This is a genomic window from Parabacteroides sp. AF19-14 (assembly GCF_003635485.1).
GTDB lineage: Bacteria > Bacteroidota > Bacteroidia > Bacteroidales > Tannerellaceae > Parabacteroides > Parabacteroides distasonis.
In genome coordinates this window covers 155553-179287 of record NZ_QTMJ01000003.1, presented here as the reverse complement: position 1 = coordinate 179287, position 23735 = coordinate 155553, and the positions used below count along the sequence as shown (strand labels likewise).

At 43.9% G+C, this 23735-nt stretch carries 23 protein-coding genes; 9 read left to right on the top strand and 14 right to left on the bottom strand.

Going from position 1 to position 23735, the window contains the following annotated elements; genetic code table 11:
* Positions 1-42: 42 nt before the first annotated feature.
* The 4 genes from lysA (at position 43) to DWX33_RS04050 (ending at position 5672) form a co-directional block, all read left to right on the top strand.
* Positions 43-1200: a diaminopimelate decarboxylase gene (gene lysA / locus DWX33_RS04065; protein WP_122379887.1), complete on the top strand. Its 1158-nt coding sequence runs from the start codon at positions 43-45 to the stop codon at positions 1198-1200.
* Between the two features lie 117 nt (positions 1201-1317).
* A complete protein-coding gene (locus DWX33_RS04060; protein WP_122379886.1) occupies positions 1318-2481 on the top strand; it encodes a glycosyltransferase in 1164 nt (387 codons plus the stop codon).
* A 130-nt stretch (positions 2482-2611) separates the two neighbouring features.
* On the top strand, positions 2612-4345 hold the full coding sequence (locus DWX33_RS04055; protein WP_199713257.1) for an ATP-binding protein: 1734 nt from the start codon (positions 2612-2614) through the stop codon (positions 4343-4345).
* A 55-nt stretch (positions 4346-4400) separates the two neighbouring features.
* Entirely contained in the window at positions 4401-5672 is a 1272-nt protein-coding gene (locus DWX33_RS04050; RefSeq protein ID WP_199713255.1) for a hypothetical protein, read from the top strand.
* Between the two features lie 67 nt (positions 5673-5739).
* Here DWX33_RS04050 and DWX33_RS04045 read toward each other — a convergent pair whose 3' ends face one another.
* The 9 genes from DWX33_RS04045 to DWX33_RS03995 form a co-directional block, all read right to left on the bottom strand.
* On the bottom strand, positions 5740-6270 hold the full coding sequence (locus DWX33_RS04045) for a very short patch repair endonuclease (protein ID WP_122379884.1): 531 nt from the start codon (positions 6268-6270) through the stop codon (positions 5740-5742).
* Between the two features lie 42 nt (positions 6271-6312).
* A complete protein-coding gene (locus tag DWX33_RS04040; protein WP_005854540.1) occupies positions 6313-7557 on the bottom strand; it encodes an ABC transporter permease in 1245 nt (414 codons plus the stop codon).
* On the bottom strand, positions 7558-8757 hold the full coding sequence (locus DWX33_RS04035; protein WP_005854538.1) for a pyridoxal phosphate-dependent aminotransferase: 1200 nt from the start codon (positions 8755-8757) through the stop codon (positions 7558-7560).
* Positions 8758-8808: 51 nt separating this feature from the next.
* Positions 8809-9708, bottom strand: coding sequence for a YitT family protein (locus tag DWX33_RS04030; protein WP_005864449.1), 900 nt, complete (start codon positions 9706-9708; stop codon positions 8809-8811).
* A 141-nt stretch (positions 9709-9849) separates the two neighbouring features.
* Positions 9850-10242, bottom strand: a complete 393-nt coding sequence (locus DWX33_RS04025; RefSeq protein ID WP_005854532.1) for a hypothetical protein — start codon at positions 10240-10242, stop codon at positions 9850-9852.
* 74 nt (positions 10243-10316) lie between these two features.
* Entirely contained in the window at positions 10317-10700 is a 384-nt protein-coding gene (locus DWX33_RS04020) for a hypothetical protein (RefSeq protein WP_005854530.1), read from the bottom strand.
* A gap of 456 nt (positions 10701-11156) precedes the next feature.
* Positions 11157-11540 carry a hypothetical protein gene (locus tag DWX33_RS04005; protein ID WP_122379939.1) on the bottom strand — a complete coding sequence of 128 codons (384 nt, stop codon included), beginning with the start codon at positions 11538-11540 and terminating at the stop codon, positions 11157-11159.
* 144 nt (positions 11541-11684) lie between these two features.
* Complete coding sequence (locus tag DWX33_RS04000; RefSeq protein ID WP_008780086.1) at positions 11685-12860, bottom strand: MFS transporter; 1176 nt, start codon at positions 12858-12860, stop codon at positions 11685-11687.
* A gap of 13 nt (positions 12861-12873) precedes the next feature.
* Positions 12874-14757, bottom strand: coding sequence for an ABC-F family ATP-binding cassette domain-containing protein (locus DWX33_RS03995; protein ID WP_005864442.1), 1884 nt, complete (start codon positions 14755-14757; stop codon positions 12874-12876).
* Between the two features lie 99 nt (positions 14758-14856).
* Between DWX33_RS03995 and ung the strand changes: the two genes are divergently transcribed.
* Genes ung through DWX33_RS03980 form a run of 3 tightly spaced genes read left to right on the top strand, consistent with a single transcriptional unit; the run spans position 14857 to position 16561 of the window.
* A complete protein-coding gene (gene ung / locus DWX33_RS03990; RefSeq protein WP_005864440.1) occupies positions 14857-15519 on the top strand; it encodes a uracil-DNA glycosylase in 663 nt (220 codons plus the stop codon).
* Between the two features lie 27 nt (positions 15520-15546).
* Positions 15547-16260 (top strand): DUF169 domain-containing protein, encoded by a 714-nt coding sequence (locus DWX33_RS03985; RefSeq protein WP_048927592.1) that lies wholly within the window; start codon positions 15547-15549, stop codon positions 16258-16260.
* On the top strand, positions 16250-16561 hold the full coding sequence (locus DWX33_RS03980) for an MGMT family protein (RefSeq protein ID WP_005864435.1): 312 nt from the start codon (positions 16250-16252) through the stop codon (positions 16559-16561). Before DWX33_RS03985 ends, DWX33_RS03980 begins: the two co-directional genes overlap by 11 nt.
* Before the next feature lie 52 nt (positions 16562-16613).
* On the opposite strand, the gene DWX33_RS03975 is transcribed toward DWX33_RS03980, so the two are convergent.
* From DWX33_RS03975 to DWX33_RS03955, 5 genes are all read right to left on the bottom strand, one after another.
* Positions 16614-17672: an alpha/beta fold hydrolase gene (locus DWX33_RS03975; RefSeq protein WP_005864433.1), complete on the bottom strand. Its 1059-nt coding sequence runs from the start codon at positions 17670-17672 to the stop codon at positions 16614-16616.
* A gap of 11 nt (positions 17673-17683) precedes the next feature.
* Positions 17684-18835 carry a carboxymuconolactone decarboxylase family protein gene (locus tag DWX33_RS03970; protein ID WP_122379883.1) on the bottom strand — a complete coding sequence of 384 codons (1152 nt, stop codon included), beginning with the start codon at positions 18833-18835 and terminating at the stop codon, positions 17684-17686.
* A 12-nt stretch (positions 18836-18847) separates the two neighbouring features.
* Positions 18848-19300, bottom strand: coding sequence for a nuclear transport factor 2 family protein (locus DWX33_RS03965; RefSeq protein WP_034527285.1), 453 nt, complete (start codon positions 19298-19300; stop codon positions 18848-18850).
* Between the two features lie 180 nt (positions 19301-19480).
* Positions 19481-20290 (bottom strand): AraC family transcriptional regulator, encoded by an 810-nt coding sequence (locus DWX33_RS03960; RefSeq protein WP_008780080.1) that lies wholly within the window; start codon positions 20288-20290, stop codon positions 19481-19483.
* A gap of 36 nt (positions 20291-20326) precedes the next feature.
* On the bottom strand, positions 20327-21361 hold the full coding sequence (locus DWX33_RS03955) for an alpha/beta hydrolase (protein ID WP_122379882.1): 1035 nt from the start codon (positions 21359-21361) through the stop codon (positions 20327-20329).
* A gap of 180 nt (positions 21362-21541) precedes the next feature.
* Here DWX33_RS03955 and DWX33_RS03950 point away from each other — a divergent pair, with 180 nt between their 5' ends.
* Positions 21542-22540 (top strand): aldo/keto reductase, encoded by a 999-nt coding sequence (locus DWX33_RS03950; protein WP_048927588.1) that lies wholly within the window; start codon positions 21542-21544, stop codon positions 22538-22540.
* Positions 22541-22633: 93 nt separating this feature from the next.
* The gene (gene msrB, locus DWX33_RS03945; RefSeq protein ID WP_048927587.1) at positions 22634-23725 is read left to right on the top strand and encodes a peptide-methionine (R)-S-oxide reductase MsrB; all 1092 of its coding nucleotides are present in this window, start codon (positions 22634-22636) and stop codon (positions 23723-23725) included.
* Positions 23726-23735: the final 10 nt, after the last annotated feature.

The window sequence follows — 23735 nt, the reverse complement described above, 5'->3', positions numbered from 1 at the left end:
TTACAGACTGCCCTTATTTATCTTTATATAATTTCGTATAATATGCTCAAAGGAACATTTCCTGTAGAAAAGTTCAAACAGCTTTCTACGCCTTTTTATTATTATGATGTCAAGCTATTGCAAGACACATTAGACGTAGTAAAAACCGAATCTGGGAAATATGGTTACCACGTGCATTATGCCGTGAAAGCGAATGCCAATCCCCGTATCCTTTCCATCATAGCGGCAAACGGCATTGGCGCAGACTGCGTAAGTGGCGGCGAGGTACAGGCAGCTTTAGATGCCGGTTTTCCTGCCGATAAGATTGTCTTTGCTGGTGTTGGCAAAGCGGATTGGGAGATCAACCTAGGACTGGACAATGATATTTTCTGCTTTAACGTAGAATCTGCCGTTGAGCTGGAAATCATTAATGAGCTGGCGGCCGCTAAAAATAAAGTAGCCTCTATCGCCCTTCGTATCAACCCGGAAGTGGATGCCCATACGCATGCCAAGATCACGACGGGTATGAAGGAAAATAAATTCGGTATCAACCTTAGCCAATTAGGAGGGGTACTGAATAAATTAAAGGAGATGAAGAATGTGAAGTTGATCGGTATCCATAGCCATATCGGTTCACAGATCACGGATATGTCTAGCTTCCGCAATTTGGTAATTCGTTTCAACGAGATACAGGAAGAACTGGAAGCTCACGGGGTTACGGTGGAGAACCTGAACTTCGGAGGTGGATTAGGTATCGATTACTATCACCCGAATCATTTATCGATCCCGGCTTTCGATAACTATTTCGCGGCCATTCATAAACTGCTTCAAGTACGTCCGGGTCAACAGGTACATTTTGAGCCGGGACGTTCGATCGTCGCTCAATGCGGAACATTAATCTCTAAGGTATTATATGTCAAGGAAGGAGAGACGAAGAAATTCGCTATCCTTGACGCAGGTTTCACGGAATTGATCCGCCCGGCGATGTACGACGCTTATCACCGTATCGAGAACATCAGCAGCGATGAGGCAGTAGAGACTTACGATGTAGTGGGCCCGATCTGTGAGTCATCGGATGTATTCGGTAAGGATGTAGAGTTGAATAAGGCTCATCGTGGCGACTTGATCGCCCTTCGTTCCGCCGGCGCTTATGGCGAGGTCATGGCCTCCCAATACAACTGCCGTCATTTACCGAAAGCCTATTATTCCGATACGATATAATAAAGAGGTAATAGCGCTTCGCTACTATACCAATATACCCATGCGAATACGTTTTAGGTATCGCATTGGTATATTGTCGTTTTAGCACATTGACATTTAATACATTGGTACATTATTATGTTTCTACTCAATACTACAGAGCTTTTCCTTTTGGGGATCTCTTTGATAGGGTTCGTTATCTTATCTCTTTATTATCTGATCGCTTATGCCCGCCCTTTACGTGCGTCAAAACGAACGGATGATACCTTAGAGGAAGGTAATAAACTCCCCGTATCCATCATCATATACGCTAAAAATGATTCTGAGAACCTCAAGAAACACCTTCCTGCGTTACTTACACAAGATTACCCTGAATATCAGGTAGTCGTTATCAACGATGGCTCGAGCGACGATACCGACGATACGCTAAAGTTCTTTCAAAATGAGTATAAACATTTGTATCATACTTACGTCCCCTCGGACGCTCGCTACCTAAGCCGCCGTAAACTGGCGTTTACCTTAGGTGTGAAAGCGGCCAAATACGATATTCTTCTATTCACGGAGGCGAATTGCCAACCGCTCAACGATCAATGGTTATCCGCCATGGTTGGTGGATACACACCCGAGACCAGTATTGTCTTGGGCTACTGCAAATACAGCAACTACAAGGGATTCTTTCATAAGTTGATCGCCTATGATAACTTGTTGACGGGTTTACGTTATCTATCTTCCGCCCTCTCCCATCACCCATATACCGGAAACGGACGAAATTTATCTTATCGGAAAGAGTTATTCTTCAAGCATAAAGGTTACTACCAATCCTTGAACTTGCATGCGGGAGACGATGACTTATTCATCAACGAAGCCTCGACCAAGGAGAATACGAAAGTAATTTATACCCCGGACAGCCTAACGGAAATGGATCAAATCGAACGTTTTGGAATCTGGAAAGAGATGAAGGTTTCCCGTGCTGCCACTCAACGGTATTACAAAGGAAGCGCCTTGACATTCTATCATCTCGAATCCACTTGTTTCTACCTTTTCCAAGCATCGGTTATCGCTACGGTAGTCATCGGATTACAGGGCAATTGGCTAATCTCCTTGATCGCCGTATTATTATATTTGATACGTTTTATAATCAAGGCAATCGTTTTCGGCAAATCGGCTCGAATGCTTCAACAAAGCCCTACTATCGGTTGGTTATTCCTGTTGGAGTTTATTCAACCTATGTTTAATGGCTACATACGTATTTACCGACTTTTCAGAAGCAGAAAAGATTATACGTTTCGATTAAAAAACTAGGTTTCGTACCGGTACATATGCGCCCAACCATCTGCCTTCAACTTTCTTTCTCTTTCCGTTGTTTCTTCTAAAAGAATGGATTACCTTTGACTCATTCCCATAAGTATGAACTAAAAGAACAGGAGCGATTATGGAAAATGTAAAAGAAGTCCCTTATGGTATTGCCAATTTCGTGGAAGTGGTAGAGCAGAACATGTATTATGTGGATAAGACCATGTACTTGCCCTTGCTGGAAAAACAACCTCGAAATCTTTTCTTTATCCGTCCTCGCCGCTTCGGAAAGAGCATTTTCTTAAGCATGCTACGGGCTTACTATGACATTACGCAAAAAGAAAAGTTCGATAAACGCTTCGGCAATTTGTGGATAGGCAACCATCCCACACCATTGCAAGGAAAGTTTCAGGTAGTTTATCTCGACTTCTCGCGTGCCAGTGGTGGTAGTGGTTCACTAGCTGAGAATTTCGACCGTTATTGTAGTATGGTGATGGACATATTCGGAAAAGCTTATGAACCGTATTACTATCCGGGTTATGCTGAGGAGATGAAAGCGCAACCAGACTTTGTTAGTAAACTGAATTATCTGGACTTGCATTCGGCTGAATATGGCGCCAAGCTCTATCTCATCATCGATGAATATGATAACTTCACCAACGTTGTCCTCAACGAGCAAGGCAACGAGGTATATCATGCCTTGACTCATGCCAGCGGATTCTATCGCGAGATATTCAAGAAATTCAAGGGCATGTTCGAACGCATTTTTATGACCGGCGTAAGTCCAGTCACATTGGACGATCTGACCAGCGGATTCAATATCGGCTGGAATATCAGTACCGACCACAGATTCAACATGATGCTGGGATTCAGCGAGACGGACGTGCGCATCATGTTCCAATATTATAAAGAAACCGGGCAACTCCCGGCAGATGCAGACATAGATGCGATGATCCAAGAGATGAAACCGTGGTACGACAATTATTGTTTCGCGGAAGAGAGTTTAGACCATGATCCAAAGATATTCAACTGCGACATGGTGCTTTACTATCTACGCAATTACATGACGCTGGGCAAATCACCCAAAGAGATGATCGACCCCAATACCCGCACGGACTATAATAAGATGAAAAGACTCATCCAACTGGACAAGCTAGACGGGAATCGCAAGGGTGTATTGCGTAAGATCACGGAGGAAGGGCAGATTGTCACAAACTTGATAACCACCTTCCCCGCGACCCAGATCGCTAACCCGGAAATCTTCCCCAGCCTGCTTTTTTATTACGGTATGCTGACCATCACAGCTAAACGAGGGAATTATCTGGTGCTAAGCATCCCTAACAATAACGTGCGCAAGCAGTACTACGAATTTTTGCTAGAGGAATATCAAGATAAGCGTCATATCAACTTGAACGACCTAGGCTTGATGTTCTATGATATGGCTTACGATGGCCATTGGCGCGAAAGCCTCGAATTTATAGCCAATGCTTATAAGGAGAACTCGTCCGTACGCAGCGCTATCGAGGGCGAGCGAAACATACAAGGCTTCTTCACCGCCTACCTAAGCGTGAACGCCTATTACCTAACCGCACCGGAAGTAGAGTTGAACCACGGTTATTGTGATCTGTTCCTTATGCCAGACCTGCTCCGGTATGAGGTGAAGCATAGCTATATCCTTGAATTGAAATATCTTTCTTCCAAGGACACGGAAGAGAAAGCTGAGACTCAATGGAAAGAGGCCGTGGAACAGATAAAGAAATATGCCGCAGCCCCCAAAGTACGGCAGTTGATACACGACACGAAGTTGCACTGCATCGTGATGCAAATCCGCAGTTATGAGCTAAAGCGAATGGAGGAAGTCCATTCTCTATAAGGTAACCGTACTCATTTAACGGAAACTTAATAAGTTAATCTAAAAAACATAGGATATGAAAAGCTATATAAATCAAAAAAGCAACTTTTACAAAGATGAAAAAGTGATAGAATTCATCAATTGGTTTGTACCCAAAATAGACTCTGGCTTTACACACCAATATATAAATCAAAGAAATAAAAAAGAATGGCAATGCAATTCCATTTACAATGCCTATGAAAACTACGCTTGGGATTTCAGAGTAAAATACTTAGAGGGAAAAACAATTAAAGGAAGCAGCTTTGAAGAAAGTTCTAATATTTTGGATAAACTATCTTGCCGCTTGAAAAAAAGCCTTGAAACAAAAGATGATATACTGTGTAAAGATACCTGCTTAAAGATATTGGAATGGGGAGGTGTTTTACGTGGAAATAAGGAAAAAATCGAAAAAATAGACGAAGAACAAGGACTAGTTCAGTATCTGGAATCCGTCAAAATGATATTGACTAGCGAGAAAATAGAAGTACCAGAGTCCGATGACCAAGTAGTATATATGAATTCCGGATTTACTAAGATTTATTCCTTGTATATAAATGATTTTGTCATTTATGACAGCCGTGTAGGAGCCGCATTAGGTCTTCTTGTCAAGAGATTTTGTGATGACAGGCATCTTGAAGATGTACCGAAAAACTTAAAGTTCGCTTATGCAAATGGGAGAGGCAAAGCTAATAGAAATCCAGATCCTGTAGAGGGACGATTCCCTCTACTAAGAAATACAGAACGTTATGGGAATCATCTGGAGAACAACCTTAGAGCAAATTGGCTGTTAAAAGAAATACTATCCCATTCATCCAATTTTTCAAACCTGTTACCTCCCGAAAAACAACTAAGAGCATTGGAAGCCGCTCTCTTTATGATAGGTTACCAAGTTTCTCTAAAAGAATATAAAAGCCAATGTAATGTATTATACGACCCTTCAATGATGCAATGTTGTGGTAATCCTATTCAGGTAGGAGAATATTCAACAATAACCGGCAACAAAACAGAACCATATATGTTCGCCAACCATAATATCAGTTTCGAAGAAGAACATCATTTAGATAAGAGTGCAAAATTAAAAGGATTAGTATCCAAGATAACAACTGTATTCGTTGAAAAATTCGCTAACAATGATACAGAGGAACAAAGACTTGATAATCCAAACAACGTATTCGTTCAATATGAAGTATCTTATATAGATGGATATGAACATGTGAATTATGGTATCTATAAAACAAGTGACGCAAGCTTTTATATCATCACATTAAAAAATGTGATAATAGAACAAGCAATAGATGAAATGGATTAATGAATGCACCTTATAGGGAGAAGAAAGATTACACATCTTCCATAGAAATAATTTTAGTGTGGTTACTTTAGTCATCTACAACGCCATAGCACTCTTCTTCTTCCGCTACCTTGGGAAGTTCCTCTTCCTCTAATAGTGGATAGGCCGGGGTAAACTTTGCTTGGTAAGTAGATTCCAAATACGTCTTTTCCAATAAACGGACGACATTTTCTAAAGTAGCTTGCCGTTCTTTGGGTTTAAGCTGGCATTCCCAAATCACCATCGTATTCCAGCCCATCGCTCGTAATTCCTCACGTACACGGGCATCCCGGGCTTTATTCCGGTTTAGTTTCTCGGTCCACCACTCTACCCGGGTACGGGGAGGACGAAATTCCGGGCAACCCTCGTGCCCATGCCAGAAACAGCCGTTCACGAAGATAGCGGTCTTATATTTACGCAATACGATATCAGGGGTACCGGGAAGGCGCTTTACATTCACACGAAAGCGAAAGCCACAATGGAACAGGTATTTACGGACTATAATCTCGGGCTTTGTATTCTTGCCCTTAATCATAGACATGATATAGCTACGCTTTTCTTTAGAGATAAGATCTGTCATATCAATCCGGCAAAACTAGAACGTATGCCAAAGATACGGCTTTTATTCAAAACGGATACTCTTGGCCGGATCAATCTTCGTAATCAAATAGGAAGGTCCTAACATCATCAACATGGAGGCGGCCAATGTCCCTATATTCAAAAGGAACAGTGAAAATAGACTCAGATCGATAGGCACGGCATCCAAATAATAAATAGATGGGTCTAATTGTATAATATGGAAATGAGATTGAAGCAAACAAAGAGAGATACCGATGATATTCCCCCACAACATTCCTTTGCCGATCAAGAAGAAAGAGACATACAAGAAGATCTTGCGAATACTGTTATTATTTTGTCCCAAGGCTTTTAGGATTCCGATCATATTGGTACGTTCCAAGATTATGATCAATAATCCGGAGATCATGGTAAACCCTGCGACAGAAAGCATCAGCGCCAAGATAACCACCACATTGATGTCTAGCACATCCAGCCAATTAAAGATCATCGGGTTCAATTCCTTGATGGAGCGGGCGTAGAACGTATTGCCATTTCGGTCTTGCCGTTCCGTCAGATCGAAATAAATATCCTCGGCCACTTGGTCCAAACGATCATAGTCGTCCACCTGCAACTCCAGTCCGCTTACTTGATCTTTATCCCAACCGTTCAAGCGGCGTATCTGCTTAATATCAGCGATTACGAACATCTTATCATAATCAAGGAAGCCCGTCTCATAAATCCCCGTGATCGTGAACTTACGGGCACGCACGTCATCTTGTACAAAATAAGTCAGGAAAGAATCCCCGACCTTTAGTCCTAGCAAATCTGATAAATACTTGGAAATAATAACATCCGTAGAGTTCTTATCCGGCTGGATCGTAAAGATCTCGCCCTCTTTTAAATTATCCTTGAAGAAAGTCCAGTCATAATCCGTATCCACCCCTTTCAAGACAATCCCTTGAAAATCTTGGTCAGTCTTCAAGATGCCTAGCTTCGTCGCAAATTTCTCGACATGGCGAATACCGGGGAATGCATCGAGCGCATTCAATAAAGTATCGCTAACCGCTATCGGCTGCGACTCATAGGAAGAATTACTATCGAAATTCGTGATCTGGATATGCGAACCGAAACCGATCACCTTGTTCCGGACCTCTTTCTTAAAGCCTATCACGATCGCCACCGAAAGAATCATCACCGCCAATCCCAAGGCGATCCCGATCATGGCAATACGAACAGCGGGAGGAGTAACCTCTCGATCCCCCTCCTTGCTGAAATGTATCTTTTTGGCGATAAATAGCTCTAAATTCATTTATAACATTCTTCCCGGATAAGCTTCCAGCGCCTTTGATAACACCGTCAAAGCTTTCGCCAAATCTTCCTTTTTCAAGACATAGGCCATACGAACCTCATTCTTACCAAGTCCCGGTGTCGTGTAAAAACCCGACGCCGGTGCCATCATGACCGTCTGACCCTCGTATTCAAACTCTTCCAGACACCAAGCGCAGAACTTATCGGCATCATCCACCGGAAGTTTAGCCACCGTATAGAAAGCGCCCATCGGTATGGGAGAATAAACGCCGGGAATACGGTTCAAGCCATCGATCAAGCATTTACGCCGTTCCACATACTCGTCGTAAGTCTCACGGGCATACTCCTCGGAAGCATCCAAAGAGGCCTCGGCCGCGATCTGTCCGATCAAAGGCGGGCTTAAACGAGCTTGGCAGAACTTCATGACGGCACTACGCACTTCGGCATTTTTCGTAATCAACGCACCGATACGGATACCGCATTCCGAATAGCGTTTTGAGACAGAATCGATCAATACCACGTTCTGCTCGATACCTTCCAGATGACAAGCCGAGATATACGGGGAACCGGTATAGATAAACTCCCGGTATACCTCATCCGAGAAAAGATAAAGATCATATTTCTTTACGATATCCCGGATTTGATTCATCTCACGACGCGTATACAAATAACCCGTAGGATTGTTCGGGTTACAGATCAGGATCGCTTTGGTACGCTCATTGATCAACTCCTCGAATTTCTCTACTTTCGGAAGAGAAAATCCTTCCTCTATCGTAGTCGTCACTGTCCGGATCACGGCTCCTGCCGAGATAGCGAATGCCATATAATTAGCATAAGCAGGTTCCGGTACGATAATCTCATCACCCGGATTCAAGCAACTCAAGAAGGCAAACAAAACAGCCTCCGAACCACCGGTAGTGATGATAATATCGTCAGCCGTAAGATTAATATCATACTTTTTATAATATCCAACCAACTTCTCGCGATAACTGCGATATCCCTGACTAGGGCTATATTCCAACACCGTACGATCGACATTACGGATCGCGTCGAGTGCCGCTCGCGGAGTGGGAAGGTCGGGCTGACCGATATTCAGGTGATACACATGAACTCCTCTCTGTTTGGCAGCATCGGCCAATGGAGCCAGCTTCCGGATCGGGGAAGCGGGCATTTCGACTCCTCTTTGTGAGATGTTGGGCATTACTATCTTATATTTATTCGTTTTGAGGGGCAAAGATAGTAAAATTATTAATCAAATACCCGGTCTTGGCGAATCTTTGCTAGCGTGCATCGTAGATACAAAAGCATTCGGATCGATCTCTTTTACCTCATCTTTCAAGCGGGGCATGTCCTTACGCTCGGCAATCGTAAAGATAATCTCGGTCTCATGTCCCTCGTACATGCCTTTACCATGGATAAATGTTCCTCTCATACCCATTTTATCGACAATCAAATCACGCATTTCCTTTGTCTTTCGGGAAACGATAAAGACAGCACGGTTCGGGTTCTCCGTCTGGAACATCTCCACGATCTTTCCATATACGAAAATAGTAAACCAAGAATACAAAGGTACCGCCCAATCCTTAAACACGATCAAGCCCAACAATACGACCGCGGAATCCAATACGATGATCATATTGCTAACCTTCAAGTTGGAGTCATTAGCGATCACACGTGCCAATACATCCGTACCGGCACTCGTACTTTGCGCCCGGAAAATACAAGTCACACCCAATCCTAAAATAGCTCCACCGTAAAAGGCGGCGATAAAGGCATCGTTCTCCACCAATGGATCGGTAAGGAAATAAGATAATGAGTCGGTAAATATAGAGATCAGCAAGAAAGTAACGATCGTCTTCGGGCCGGAAGACAATCCGATCTTTTTCATCGCCAAAATCATCAACGGGATATTGAAGCAAAGCGCCGTCGCACCCATCGGCAAACCATCCGGGAAGAACGGGAACAAATCTTTCGTCACATAGTGGATTACGATAGAGATACCATACACACCTCCCGGTACGATTTTGTAAGGCGCTAGGAAAAGCACGTAACTAAGTGCCTGCAAAAATGAACCTACCACGATTAAGGAGTAGTCCATTACATTTCTCTTCAAAGTAGCATTAGAAGGGACTAATAGTTGTTGTGTTGTCATGACTCGAATTAAGCGTTATTTGTAAAACGCCGCAAACTTACACAATCTTCTTCGATTTATACGCAAGCCTTAAAAAAAAGTATCCCCACTATTTACCTTCTGACAGGAAATAGTGGGGGACACACTCTTATATAGTATAAATTACTTACTTGCGTTATCCGCTAAGTACACTTCCGGGAACGTATTAACACCCAGTGTACGGTTGTTATTATTCGTGATGTTCAATAAAGTAACATACTTACGATATTGATCCGGGCTCAAAGCCTTCTTCATCAACTTCAAGTTACCGTAAACCGCCTGATACATCTTCTTGTCCTGCAATTTAGCGCTAGCTTTTACACTTGCGTTCTGCATCTCGATGAAATATTCGTTGATGTTAGCTACCTCGTCCAACTGACTCGGAGTCAATTGCAAATAGTTCGCTAACTTCTCTGTACTTACCACAAACGGTTCTCTACTCAAACTCGGTTTCTGAGCGAAGCTCATTGTCGCACACATCAATAAGGCTGCGACTGCCATTCCAAAACGTTTCATAATACCTAAAAACCTTAAATTGTTAAACCTAAACAAAAACCTTAAAAACACATAGCCCAATCACATTGGCTTAATTACTTCTCAGCCAAATAGCTGTCCAAAAGCGGATTAGAAACCTTATCTTCCTGATTAGCGCGAGTCACATTAATCAACGCTACATATTTACGATATTGATCTTTAGTCAATGCACGTTTCATCAGTTTCAAATTACACAACAATGCGTTGCGAGTTTCTTCCGGTCTTGCGTTATTGCAAAGCGCTTCCGCAGACAGGGGTTGACCTAATTGATTCTCGAAGTAAGTATTAATCTCTGACACCTCAGCGATCTGGTTTGCGTCAAGCTGCAAATATCTGCTTAGCTTATCGAAACTCATACTCTTTGAATCACTAACCTTTTGAGCGAAGCTCATTGTCGCTACCATCATTAAAGCGACTACCATCATACCTAAACGTCTCATAATACCTAAAATTTAAACCTAAACTAAGACCTTAACTAATAAATGCGGCGTTTCCGCATCTTCTATCTTTCTCTTTTTGTTACTGCAAATATAACAGTATGTTTTATAACATTGTTCTTCAATACGGTTAATTTTTGCAAACAATTGACGTTATTGATATATATCAAGGCATATAGCAATCATTTTGTAATACATATTACGATAAACACTATCTATTTCATCATAGACACCGTTTATAAACAAGCAAAAGCCTAGATATATTCTTATACAAGCCTAGCTGTATTCTTATACGATACCATATCTATTCTATAATCTCCGTCGTGGATTATACAAACCACAGCGTGATCTATAAAAACCACGACATGATCTATACAGACCACGACGTGGTTTATAGAATAGATACAGTCACAAGATACTTTTTATGCAATAGCTTGATACTTTACATCTATCCTTTACTTATTTATCGGCTAGATAAACATCGGGGAAGGAAAGCTCGCTCGTCATCCGGTTATTATTGTTCGTTACGTTGATCAAAGCCACGTATTTCCGATATTGATCGGTGCTTAACGCCTTTTTCATCAACTTTAAGTTGCCAAATACGGCTTGCCGCATCCGTTTATCCCGCATTTTATGACTTCCCCTCAAGCCCTCGCTTTGCTTTTCCCTAAAATAATCGTTGATCATCGCTACCTCATTAATCTGGCTGGGACGTAATTCCAGATAGCTTACCAATTGGCCCACATTGACTACAAACGGTTCTTTATGTAAGCTCGATCCCTGCGCGAAACTCATTGTCACACTTACCAACAAGGCTGACATAGCCATTACTAAACGTTTCATACTACCTATTCCTTTCATTTGTTAAACCTTAAAAAACTATTTCTCTGTGATCTTTGATACAAATATAGGGTGAGGTTTCCCGCTAGAAAAGGAAGAATCGACGAAGTACGCCGTAGGTTTAGACGAAACCGGGAATCAAGCGGATCAAGAAATCAGCTTATTCCTCTCGTACGAGGCTTTTACCAAGCGGATATAGACGAATAAGGAAAGAAGGCAACAAACCGCCCCGACTCCGTAGGCGGTAGCCAGATTGGCACGGGTAGCGATAAAGCCGGCGGATAACATCCCGATCCCCATCCCGAAATCGAAAGAGGTCAAGTAGGTAGAAGTGGCCGTACCGCGCATATGGTGCGGAGCGACATTCACGAAAAGACATTGAAAAGCCGGTACGCTCACGCCAAAACCGATACCGATCGCCAAGGCGCAAGCGAAAAAGACAAACGATGTATGTACGGTAGCGAACACGGAAAACGAGATCGCCAAAGAGACCAAGGATACGATGGACACGACATGGATCTTGCCATGGTCCACCAACCGTCCGGAAATCAAACGGGCCGTCCCTACACCGATCGCCATAAATATAAAGAAGTAGCCGGGGTCCGGCACCTCGATCTCTTTACCATATAATACCACGAACGAGAGCAACATCCCATAAGGTATAGCGACCAGCAAATAGGCCAAGGCCGCAGGAAGCGCTTTTACCAAGATAAAACGATCCAACGAGAAGGCCGGACGAGGCACTTTCTCCCGTTTCGGATAACGGATCAGCCCGACGGAGCCGATCCCGACCAATGCGATCACCAAAGCGACCCCTATGATCCAGAAGAAACCATGCCGATCGTACAGCCCGACCGCCACCAAAGGAGCCAAAGACATGGCGAGATTGATCGTCAATCCGTAAAAGCCCATGCCTTCTCCCCTTCGCTTGGAAGGGATTACGTCTATCGTAATCGTATTGCCGGAAACAGAGGTCAGTCCCATGAACCCGCCTTGGATGAAACGAACCGCCATGATCGTATAGACCGTCATCGCAAACCAATAACCGGCGAACAGACAGGCGAATATCGTGAAGGCGAATACATATAACGGTTTGCGGGAGAAACAATCTACCAGATATCCCGAGAACGGGCGCACGCACAGCAAGCCGATCGTATAGCTAGACAAGACCATCCCCACCTCAGACGTGCTGATGCCCAATTCCTCTACCAGATAGACCGGCATAGTAGGCATCAACATATAAAAGGCGAAATTCATCAAGAAGTAAGAGATACAACATTGGACGAAATTCCGGTTCCAAAGTACAGGTTTAGTCTCGCTCATTCCTCTTTATTACTTATGCCAGCTCGCTCAACTCCAGCCAGCGCATCGTTTTCTCGTCGATCTCTTCCATGACTTGGGTGATCCGTTGAGATTTAGCCATAAGCTCGTCCGTAGACAAAGTACCACTGCTCATAGCGGTCTCCAACTCCGCCTTCTCCGCCTCTAAAGCCGGTATCTCCTCCTCTAGGGCCTCGAACTCTTTCCGCTCCTTGAAAGTGAGTTTTTTCTTTTGCTCATTGACAGGACGAGACGGTTTCTCCGGAGCCGGGTTTTGTCTCGCTTGCAAAGCAGCCTCCGCCTCTTTTTCCAGTTGGTCTTGCACGTCTTTCCAATCCCGATACTGCGTATAGTTGCCGGGAAAATCCTTGATATCGGCGTTACCCCGGAAAACCAGCAGGTGATCTACCACCTTATCCATAAAGTAACGGTCGTGGGAAACGACGATAGCGCACCCCTTGAAGTTACGAAGGTATTCCTCCAATACGTTCAAGGTCACGATATCCAGATCATTGGTCGGCTCATCGAGCACCAAGAAGTTCGGGCTACGCATCAATACCGTACATAAATACAGGCGACGTTTCTCCCCACCGCTCAATTTATAAACGTAACTATGCTGTTTCTCCGGCGTGAACAGGAAATAGTTCAGGAACTGGGAGACACCCATCTTCTGTCCGTTACCCAAATCCACGTATTCGGCGATCGCCTGCACCACGTCGATCACTTTCATTTGCTCATCGAACTTCAAGCCATCTTGACTGTAATAACCGAAACGAACGGTCTCGCCGACATCGAAATGGCCGCTATCGGGAGCCACCTCCCCCATCAGCATCTTGATAAAGGTAGATTTGCCCGTACCGTTATTCCCGACAATACCCATCTTCTCGTAACGGGCAAAAATATAGTTGAAATCCTCCGTAATCTTCAAATCACCGAAACGTTTGCTTACATTCACCGCCTCGAAAATCTTCGAACCAATGTAAGAAGCCTTCACGTCCAAGTTCACCTTTCCGGTATCCCGTTGTTGCTTCGCTTTCTTTTCCAGCTCATAAAAGGCATCGATACGGTACTTCGCTTTCGTGCCCCGTGCCTGCGGCTGGCGGCGCATCCAATCCAGTTCCGTACGGAGAAGATTCTTCGCGCGCTCCACGTCGGCGTTCATCGCCTCGACACGCTCTTGGCGTTTCTCCAGATAATAACTATAATTACCTTTATACGAATAGATTTGCTTATTATCGATCTCGATGATCTCACTACAAACACGATCCAAGAAGTAACGGTCGTGCGTCACCATCAAGATACTGATATTGGCCCGGCTCAGATAATCTTCCAGCCATTCGGTCATCTCCAGATCCAAATGGTTCGTCGGCTCATCCAAGATAATCAATTCAGGGTCCGTGATCAAGACATTCGCCAAGGCTACCCGTTTCAACTGTCCTCCGGACAATTCCCCGATCTTCTGATTGAAGTTATGAATCTTCAACTGCCCGAGGATTTGTTTCGCCTTTTGCTCATAATCCCACGCCTTGAAGCTATCCATACGGGTAAGGATGTCCTCCAGATTCGAATGATCCTCTTTCGCCATCGCCTCCTCGTACTCAGCGATCAACCGGACAGTCTCGTTCTTCGAGTGGAAGCAAGCCTGTAGCACGGTCAGTTCTTCCGGATAAGAAGGTGATTGCTCCAAATACCCGACCCGCAGGTCTTTCCGGAAAACCACCTCACCCGAGTCGTAATCCTCCTTACCACCGATAATATTCAACAAGGTAGTCTTACCCGTCCCGTTTTTAGCGATCAACCCGATCTTCTGTCCTTGTGCGACTCCGAACGTTATATCCTCGAAAAGAACCAAATCACCGAAGCTCTTGGTCAGCTTATCTATCTGAAGGTAACTTATCATGTTTTCTTATTTAAATTCAAATCGGAAGGCAAACTTACACAAAATCCTCGAATTTTAAGCTTTTCTCCGTACCTTTGGTGGAAGAATAAGAAAAACACCATGAATGTTAGAATAGATGAAAGTTGGAGAAAACGTCTGCAAGAAGAATTTGACAAGCCTTATTTCGAGCAATTGGTGACATTTGTCAAAAACGAATATAAGCAAGCGCACGTACTTCCTCCCGGGTCCCAGATATTCCATATATTTAACGCATGCCCGTTTGAGAAGGTAAAAGTCGTTATCTTGGGACAAGACCCCTATCCAAATCCGGGGCAATACTACGGGGTCTGCTTCTCGGTACCCGATGGCGTGGCGATTCCCAGCTCCTTGATGAATATATTCAAAGAGATCTACGATGATCTTGGGAAACCGATCCCTTCCTCCGGGAATTTGGATCGTTGGGTAAGCCAAGGCGTATTTCCGATGAATTCCGTCCTCACGGTCCGTGCCCACCAAACAGGTTCGCACCGGAACAGGGGATGGGAAACATTCACGGACGCCGTTATCAAGAAATTAAGCGACGAACGGGAAAATCTAGTATTCATGTTATGGGGTAGTTACGCAAAAGCCAAGATTTCCCTTATCGATACGAGCCAGCATTTGGTCCTAACGACCGTACATCCATCTCCCCGCTCCGCCGAATATGGTTTCTTCGGTTGTAAGCATTTCAGTAAGGCTAATGATTTCTTACGGGGTAAAGGCATCCCGGAAATCGATTGGTAAGTATAAATCAACCTAAATCAATCGCATATGGATATTCAAACTTTCATCAACAATTATTACGAAGCATTTTCTCTAAAGGCGGAATTGCCGATCGCTTTCTGGTATTCCGATTCTCTACTTGGAGAATTAAAGCAGACACAAGGCTGTTTATTCAAGGCCCTTCCCGCTATTAGGCAAGGCGAGATTATCAGTATGAACGGAGATAGCGTTGGCTGCGGAGGTGGAAAGTTTTATACAGGATTCACCCCTATGCCAGAGCATGTCCCCAATTTTGTCTCTTTAAAAGAGAGATATAAGCAAACTCCGGAAATGGTAGTCGAGGGTATAAAAGGCATGAACGTACAAAGGTCCTCCCTCCCATACCTCCATTTCGCAAGGATCGATCGATTAACCTCGTTTGAAAAGGTAGAGGGGCTTTTGTTCCTCGCAACTCCGGATATCTTGTCAGGGTTAATTACTTGGACCTTTTTCGACAACAATAATCCGGATGCCGTCTCCACACCATTTGGTTCCGGTTGCAGCTCCACCATCACGCTCACTGTCAACGAAAATAGACAAGGAGGTCACCGCACGTTCCTTGGTTTCTTCGATCCCTCGGTCCGACCATATGTGGAAAGCAACTTATTAAGTCTCACGATCCCGATGTCACGTTTCAAGACGATGTATCAGACAATGCGTAACTCCTCCCTATACGATACACACGCATGGGCGAAAATAAAAACCAGAATCAATGAAGGCTGATTTTTATACGGAAGTTTATAACATCGTCAGAGAGATACCAGAAGGATGTGTGGTTACCTACGGGCAGCTAGCCAAGCTCGCCCGAAGGCCACAATGTTCCCGTATGGTAGGGCAGGCAATGTTCAACGTCCCGAAAGAACTGAACCTGCCTTGCCACCGGGTGGTAAACAGCCAAGGCAGATTAGCTCCCAACTGGGCGGAACAACGGGGATTATTGGAGAAAGAAGGCATTACCTTCAAGAAGAATGGCTGCGTTGACTTGAAGAAACATATTTGGGAGGATATATTACCGATTATCTAATCCGATAACAAAATGTAAAATCAGCAAGTTCTTAAAAGAACCATTCCCAATGCTATTTGCCAAGATCATTCTTTTCCAACCATTCGCCCAGCAGATCCGCTAGTTGGCCATTATTCAAATCCTGCATCAAGAAATGGGTATTACCATAAATACCGATCTTGGGCAACTCAACTAAGGTCGCGTTTCCCCCATGCCTATTTATGGCCTCCACGAATTTACGTCCCATTTGCAGACGTACACGCCAATTCTCGCCACCAAGATTCTCTGATGGAGTCTCCGGAATATAATCACCGAAATACATTACGATTGGAATCCGGGTAAGTCGCAAGAACTGTTCCATAGGAATAGCTACTCCAGTCGCCCCACCGGTAAGTCCGGCGATCGGATCGGGCACCTCCCCCTCGGGAAACACATAGCCACCCGGCTCATATGAAACGACAGCCTTGACATTCGGATTTTGTATAGCGGCCATCCATCCCGGGAAACCTCCCGCCGAATGTGTTACAAGGATATTGTCCCCTATTTTTTCCGTCAAGGCATTGATTGCCGGTACATCTTGTTTGTGATCACTGATATCGGGCGTCATCTCCCGGAAAAACTGCGATAGATAGGCTGAATCAGACGGAAACTGCACACCTTTGTTATATTCCGGCCAAATCCCGATACGCCAGATGTCAAACCAGAACATCTCATCGGCCAGCGGCTTGACCGTAGTCGTAGCAGATGTCCTTCCGGCACGGCCACGACCGGGAAGATCCATCACGTAACTGCTATATCCCCGGCGTAACATGAGAGTAGCGAAACCATCCCGCCCATCGGGTGTCATTTGCCAACATACCCCAGAGCCACCATAACCATGAACATAAACCAAAGGCAATTTTTTCGCATGGGCCGGAACTTGGAAATCCACGAAAGCATGATCCGCACGATAGCTCTGCCCGGTCTCGACTTGGGTAGCCCAACCGACAAACTTACTGTTGTCATACGTACCCGGACGCTGTATGGTTTGTCCTCCTACTGAGAAATGCCCTTGTTTAGCGATCACTAAATCCTGGGCATCTGCCATTCCAAACACGGGTATTAATAATGCTAATAATAAAATCTTCTTCATATTCTTCTGATTCATTTTTTATCCGTTAATTGTCCGAGCACATCACGTAATGGATCTGAACTCTTTTTACCTAGGTTTATCTCTACGATATTTAGCAAAGACGTAAGTTGCTCTGGCGTAATACCCAGATGCAAGCAAATTGACATATGGCCGTAAGCCATAGGTTCAACACCGCCAACGCCTGCCAATACAGACACGGTCGCCAATTCACGCTCCCTATATGTCAATAAGTCGCGCTCAAAAAGGTCCGCGAACAGATGTTCCTTGAGGAAACGTTCGATCGTCGGGGCAAATACCGCATATCCGGCTTTAGGGACAGAAGCAGACGTACCCGATATTTCCGCCAGAATATCCCGTCCCCGCTCATATCGACTCCCACCGGCCTCGATAGCAGAGGCTTCACGACCCTCTACATCTTTAATTCCCATGCTTTTTCTCTCTTCAATGACTTGCATAAATGTCTGTATGGCTCTTAAGCTGCGAGGAAATCCACAATAAGCATAGGCATGTATTAGTACTTCGTTTACTTCATTAACGGTCATACCGGATTCAAGTCCTTTCACAAGCGCCTGTCTCAGATGCGCCAAGTCTCCCTTGCCCGTGTACGCCGCGATAGAGACAATGGCTTGTTCCCTGGCTTCCAATACCCGGTTTGCTTCGGCATACACATTCTCCGCTTGGCTTGTCGCTTCTTGATATTCCTTCTCTCCCACCGGACTGAGCCACACCGCCTCATTCGTTTGAGGATTGCAACTTACGGCAACGTGAGCAAACCAGCTATCCGGAGCCGCCCCATGCCAGTGAATCACGTCAGGCGCAATTTCCACGATATCCCCCGGATACAATCTTCTGGCCGGTTTCCCCTTTTCCTGATAGTAGCCTATGCCTGCTGACGCGACAAGTATCTGCCCCCCTTTATGATAATGCCAGTTATTCCGGCAACGAGGCTCAAAAGTGACATTAGACATTGGGACATTCAGCTCCCTATTAACCGTAATCGGAGCGATATACGCCTGACCAATGAAGTTCTTCGCGGACGCTTCCGGCAACTTAGTACCCAAGGGGTACGGTTGTCTGAAATTATCCATATTTTGCGCCATGGTGAAAACCGGGAACAAACATAGGCAGAAAAGCCGGATTAGAAAGTTCTGTCTCATATTCATATGTATTTATCATTATTCTCCTACCGTACGAGTAAATGCTAAGGTAGCAAGTTTCCATTGTCCGTCTTCCTTCACGTACGTCTCAGTCACGATGAAAGGGAACCTGACCTCCCTACCACCAACTACCGAATTAAGATGAATACGGCTATATACGATTCCGGCGCAACCGGCGAATTTAACATCTACATCATGTATCTCCGCATGCTTGTAATGTATGTTTCCCGTACGGATCACATCAAGCTCCGGCTGCTTACCCCACGAACCACCCATATGTACAAACATAGAGTTCTCGTGGAAGAGGGCGTCGAGCTTATCCACATCTTTTTCTGACATCCATTTCCATTTCGCATTAGACAAATCTATCATCTCCTGCTGCTCCGGAGTAAATGTCTTTTTTGTTTCCTGCGCATAGGCACCCATTCCCATCGATACCAACAACAATGTCGCGATAAATAATGATCTCATAATTTTTTGCATGGCTTTATTAATTTGATTATACATTATATATAAATAGTTTTCCATCATCTATTTATACCTATTCCTCGTTGCGAAGTTACGACCAAAGGAGTTTTGAGACAATACAAAAAAGTCGGTGTCAACTACAAATTTTACCGAAAAGGAAAGGAGTGAAGCTAGCTTACAAGGTCACTCCCTATAATCTGAGGACTTTATACCTAAATTATGCTGCACATAACGGCTGAAATAAGAGGGAGAAGAGAAACCAAACAAATCGGAAATATAAACGAAAGATAATGACTTATCACGCAAAAGCCGTGATATATCCAATATCGTATAACGGTTAATCCAATAATTTGCTGCATAGCCACTCACCTTTTTCGTCACTTCCGATAAATACTTCGGCGTCACGCATAATTCCGAGGCATAGTAAGTAACATCCCTATGTTGGCGATAAACCCCATCTTCCAGCATTTGCAGGAACTTACTCATAATGGAGGCATATTGGGCCGAGATCTTCTCCTCCCCATAAATATGTGAGTGAAAATCGAAGAAATCCAGAATCATTGTCTGGATCACATTAATCATTATGTCACGATAAAAATTATGGTTTTCATTGTTAAACCTATACTCTATATTCTCGAAATCTTTCTTACAGATATCCTGTTGCTCGCGATCCAGACGCATCACAGGATTCAGGAACAAAGATAACTGGCCTTTCATTCCATAATTATTCTGGGGAGTACAAAGCTCAATGAATTGGGGAGTGACATAAATGACTTTAACCTTAAAATCCGCGGAGGGGGTGATCTTCTCAACCAGTTTTCCTTTACGCACAATCATACAATCTCCTTCATGTAACTCGAATGGATTTCCATTGAACTCGAATTTACATGCTCCACCCAAACACAAGGCATGAGACAGGTACTCTTTATAAATATCTGTCCCAAGTCCATTCAGACTATCAGAGATAATAACACTATCTTTGTCATATTTCATGATACCCCCATTTTAGATCGTACAAATTTAATCAAATTACAATTTCATCCCGAAGAAATCTTTCATTTTATTTACCGCTAGATTCACATATTCCGGGACAAAATAAGTTTTGATATGCTCCGCTCCTGGAATAAGATACATCTCTTTATCTTTTGTTCCGGTAGCCTTTTCAAAAGCTTCGTCAGACATATATTTTGTATCGGCATCACTTCCGGCGATCAATAGCAAAGGCTGGTCGATCAAGTCGATATGATCCGTAGCATCCCAAGTCATAAGATCCAATAAACTGCTCATGGTATAGCGAAATGTCGAATTCGGATGAGCATGGGTTTTAAAGTAATACTCATAACCATCACGATATAGGGCAAACGGGAGTTTCGCCGCCTCCTCATCGGAGATATTCATCTCACCCGTGTATAGAACTTTGCCTTTGGCCTCTTCATTTCTAGCCTCGGCCGCTTGGGTTAAACGTTGTTGTATGGTATTTATCTGGGAACCCTGAAAACCATTACGACGTACACGCCCCGAATTAAACATGCTGAGTGTAGCGACCGCCTTTATACGTTTATCACCCTGTGCAGCCCCAAGCGTGTAACCTCCACCGCCACAAATACCAAGCGCACCTATACGACTGGCATCTACACCCGGATATTGAGATATGAAATCCACCATACCATGAATATCTTCTATCCGGTTGGCCGGACGATCTGTATTCCGAGGCTCACCACCACTTGCTCCTTGATAACGCGCATCGGCAGCGATAGTTATATATCCAAGCTCTGCCAGCCGTTGCGCATAGAGACCCGCAACTTGTTCTTTCACGCCCCCATTAGGATGAGCAACAACAATAGCTACATACTCTTTTGAGGAATCATAATTCGCAGGAGTATAGATATTCGCCACTACCCCTATACCTCCAACCTCATACGAGACAGGATGTATATTTACTTTTCCAACCACATTTTCACTTACCGCATCGCGATATACCAATCCATACTGATTCTGATTTTGTGCGGAAGCACTTATTACCATGTTCATAATTAATAAAGCTACAATAATTTTACTCTTCATATTCTATTATTTTTTGACCGCTAAGATACATTTACCCAATCATACAGAATGAATACAGATTACGGATTGTATCACCATTTTTACAGAAAACCGAAATAATTGTATTTATATCCGCAATTGTTGTTACACCGGTGGAGATACTTCTTCCCAACTTTGCGCTCAGATAAAATATAAATAAATATGGAATACAGAGTTTTGGGATTAAGCGGACTTAGGGTCTCAACTATAGGATTGGGTTGCATGGGTATGAGCCATGCTTATGGCGCACCTGCCGACAGAAAAGAGATGACGGAATTATTTGCCCTCGCCGTTGATATGGGATATACCTTCTTCGATACGGCCGAAGTATATGGTACAAACACGAATCCTCATGACAATGAGGAGCTTTTAGGCGATGCCTTAAAGCCATTTCGTGATAAAATCGTGATCGCTACTAAGTTTGGACTCACTTTTGATAAGTCTAGCGAATGTGGCCCTTATCCCCTTATCCCGAATTCTAAACCGAAGTCGATTCGTTTAGCCGTGGAAGGCTCTTTAGCGAGACTTAAGACAGACCATCTTGACCTTTACTATCAGCATCGCATAGATCCCCAAGTAGAACCGGAAGAGGTAGCTGACACGATGGCCTACTTGATCAAGGAAGGCAAAGTATTACATTGGGGTATATCAGAGGCGGGCGAGGACTATATTCGCCGTGCGCATAAGGTCTGTCCTATAACCGCCATACAAAATCGTTATTCCATGATGGCACGTTGGCATGAAAACCTTTTCCCCTCTCTAGAGGAATTAGGCATTGGCTTCGTTGCTTTCTCGCCATTGGCAAACGGTTTACTTTCCGCTTGCTATGATGTCAAAAGCGTATTCAACCCTCAAAATGATTACCGGGCAACTATGCCGCAATTCAAAAAAGAAAGTTTCGAGAAGAACAAGCCTCTTCTAGATCTCATAAACCATCTGGCCGATGAGCATCATGCTACTCCCGCACAAATATCCCTAGCTTGGATGCTACAAAAAAAGCCGTGGATCGTTCCTATTCCCGGAACTCGTCATCTCTGCCGGCTAAAAGAGAATGCGGGGGCTGTGGATATAAAGATAAATCCCGCCGAGATCAATCAGATAGACACGGCTCTTGACCATATGGATATGAGCGAGGTATTCGGTGGGACAAAAATCAAATAATAGCCAAGCATATAATCCTCCGCATGAAGGCATACGACTTTTAGTTGAAACCATTTTCTTAATATTTTGGTTATATAATAATATATATATAAGATGAAACATGTAATTTTGACTATCGTTTTGCTATTGGCAAGCGGTTTAGTAATCGCACAAACAAAAATGAGTGATCAACTATCTAAAACAACTAAAATGAATGCACAAAGTAAAATCTATTTCGCCGGAGGATGTTTCTGGGGAACAGAACATTTCATGAAACAAATCAATGGTGTTACTAGTACCCAAGTGGGTTATGCCAACGGTAAAACAAGCATCAAAAATCCAACCTACGAACAGGTATGTAACGACAATACCGGATTTGCCGAGACAGTAGAAGTAAGCTACGATCCTCAACAAGCCGATTTAAAACTATTGTTAGAACTATACTTCAAGACCATAGACCCTACAAGTCTCAATCGGCAAGGTAATGACAGAGGATCGCAATACCGTACCGGCATTTATTACACCAACGCCGCCGATCTGCCTATCATCAAAGAGGCTATAGAGACATTGGCTAAAAAGTACTCCAAGCCCATCGTTGTCGAGGTGGAGCCATTAGTTAATTTCTATCCGGCAGAAGAATATCATCAAGATTACTTAGGCAAACATCCGGACGGTTATTGCCATATAAGTCCGGAACTATTCGATTTCGCACGTAAAGCAAATAAGGAGAAAACGACCGGCAAGCCCCTTTCTGAAAAGAAATTCCAGAAACAGGATGATACGACACTACGCTCCAAACTGACGGCCGAGCAATATGCGGTAACACAAGAAAATGCCACGGAAAGAGCATTTAAAAATGAATATTGGAACGAAAAGCGTGAAGGTATTTACGTAGATATCACCACAGGAGAGCCTTTGTTCATATCGACTGATAAGTTCGACTCCGGTTGTGGGTGGCCTAGCTTCTCAAAACCGATAGATAAAGACCTTGTTATGGAAAATACCGATAATTCTCATGACATGAAACGGATAGAGGTGCGCAGTAAAACAGGAGACGCACATCTGGGACACGTATTTAATGATGGTCCGACAGATAAGGGCGGATTACGATACTGCATCAACAGCGCATCCCTGAGATTTATTCCCAAAGCAAAAATGAAAGAAGAAGGTTATGGCGATTATATGTATCTTTTGGAAAAGAAATAAAACAAATCAT

What these genes read in the sequence shown, in the direction of transcription:
- lysA (WP_122379887.1), top strand. Translation starts at nt 43, where the DNA reads ATGCTCAAAGGAACATTTCCTGTAGAAAAGTTCAAACAGCTTTCTACG.
- DWX33_RS04060 (WP_122379886.1), top strand. Translation starts at nt 1,318, where the DNA reads ATGTTTCTACTCAATACTACAGAGCTTTTCCTTTTGGGGATCTCTTTG.
- DWX33_RS04055 (WP_199713257.1), top strand. Translation starts at nt 2,612, where the DNA reads ATGGAAAATGTAAAAGAAGTCCCTTATGGTATTGCCAATTTCGTGGAA.
- DWX33_RS04050 (WP_199713255.1), top strand. Translation starts at nt 4,401, where the DNA reads ATGAAAAGCTATATAAATCAAAAAAGCAACTTTTACAAAGATGAAAAA.
- DWX33_RS04045 (WP_122379884.1), bottom strand. Translation starts at nt 6,270, where the DNA reads ATGACAGATCTTATCTCTAAAGAAAAGCGTAGCTATATCATGTCTATG.
- DWX33_RS04040 (WP_005854540.1), bottom strand. Translation starts at nt 7,557, where the DNA reads ATGAATTTAGAGCTATTTATCGCCAAAAAGATACATTTCAGCAAGGAG.
- DWX33_RS04035 (WP_005854538.1), bottom strand. Translation starts at nt 8,757, where the DNA reads ATGCCCAACATCTCACAAAGAGGAGTCGAAATGCCCGCTTCCCCGATC.
- DWX33_RS04030 (WP_005864449.1), bottom strand. Translation starts at nt 9,708, where the DNA reads ATGACAACACAACAACTATTAGTCCCTTCTAATGCTACTTTGAAGAGA.
- DWX33_RS04025 (WP_005854532.1), bottom strand. Translation starts at nt 10,242, where the DNA reads ATGAAACGTTTTGGAATGGCAGTCGCAGCCTTATTGATGTGTGCGACA.
- DWX33_RS04020 (WP_005854530.1), bottom strand. Translation starts at nt 10,700, where the DNA reads ATGAGACGTTTAGGTATGATGGTAGTCGCTTTAATGATGGTAGCGACA.
- DWX33_RS04005 (WP_122379939.1), bottom strand. Translation starts at nt 11,540, where the DNA reads ATGAAACGTTTAGTAATGGCTATGTCAGCCTTGTTGGTAAGTGTGACA.
- DWX33_RS04000 (WP_008780086.1), bottom strand. Translation starts at nt 12,860, where the DNA reads ATGAGCGAGACTAAACCTGTACTTTGGAACCGGAATTTCGTCCAATGT.
- DWX33_RS03995 (WP_005864442.1), bottom strand. Translation starts at nt 14,757, where the DNA reads ATGATAAGTTACCTTCAGATAGATAAGCTGACCAAGAGCTTCGGTGAT.
- ung (WP_005864440.1), top strand. Translation starts at nt 14,857, where the DNA reads ATGAATGTTAGAATAGATGAAAGTTGGAGAAAACGTCTGCAAGAAGAA.
- DWX33_RS03985 (WP_048927592.1), top strand. Translation starts at nt 15,547, where the DNA reads ATGGATATTCAAACTTTCATCAACAATTATTACGAAGCATTTTCTCTA.
- DWX33_RS03980 (WP_005864435.1), top strand. Translation starts at nt 16,250, where the DNA reads ATGAAGGCTGATTTTTATACGGAAGTTTATAACATCGTCAGAGAGATA.
- DWX33_RS03975 (WP_005864433.1), bottom strand. Translation starts at nt 17,672, where the DNA reads ATGAAGAAGATTTTATTATTAGCATTATTAATACCCGTGTTTGGAATG.
- DWX33_RS03970 (WP_122379883.1), bottom strand. Translation starts at nt 18,835, where the DNA reads ATGAATATGAGACAGAACTTTCTAATCCGGCTTTTCTGCCTATGTTTG.
- DWX33_RS03965 (WP_034527285.1), bottom strand. Translation starts at nt 19,300, where the DNA reads ATGAGATCATTATTTATCGCGACATTGTTGTTGGTATCGATGGGAATG.
- DWX33_RS03960 (WP_008780080.1), bottom strand. Translation starts at nt 20,290, where the DNA reads ATGAAATATGACAAAGATAGTGTTATTATCTCTGATAGTCTGAATGGA.
- DWX33_RS03955 (WP_122379882.1), bottom strand. Translation starts at nt 21,361, where the DNA reads ATGAAGAGTAAAATTATTGTAGCTTTATTAATTATGAACATGGTAATA.
- DWX33_RS03950 (WP_048927588.1), top strand. Translation starts at nt 21,542, where the DNA reads ATGGAATACAGAGTTTTGGGATTAAGCGGACTTAGGGTCTCAACTATA.
- msrB (WP_048927587.1), top strand. Translation starts at nt 22,634, where the DNA reads ATGAAACATGTAATTTTGACTATCGTTTTGCTATTGGCAAGCGGTTTA.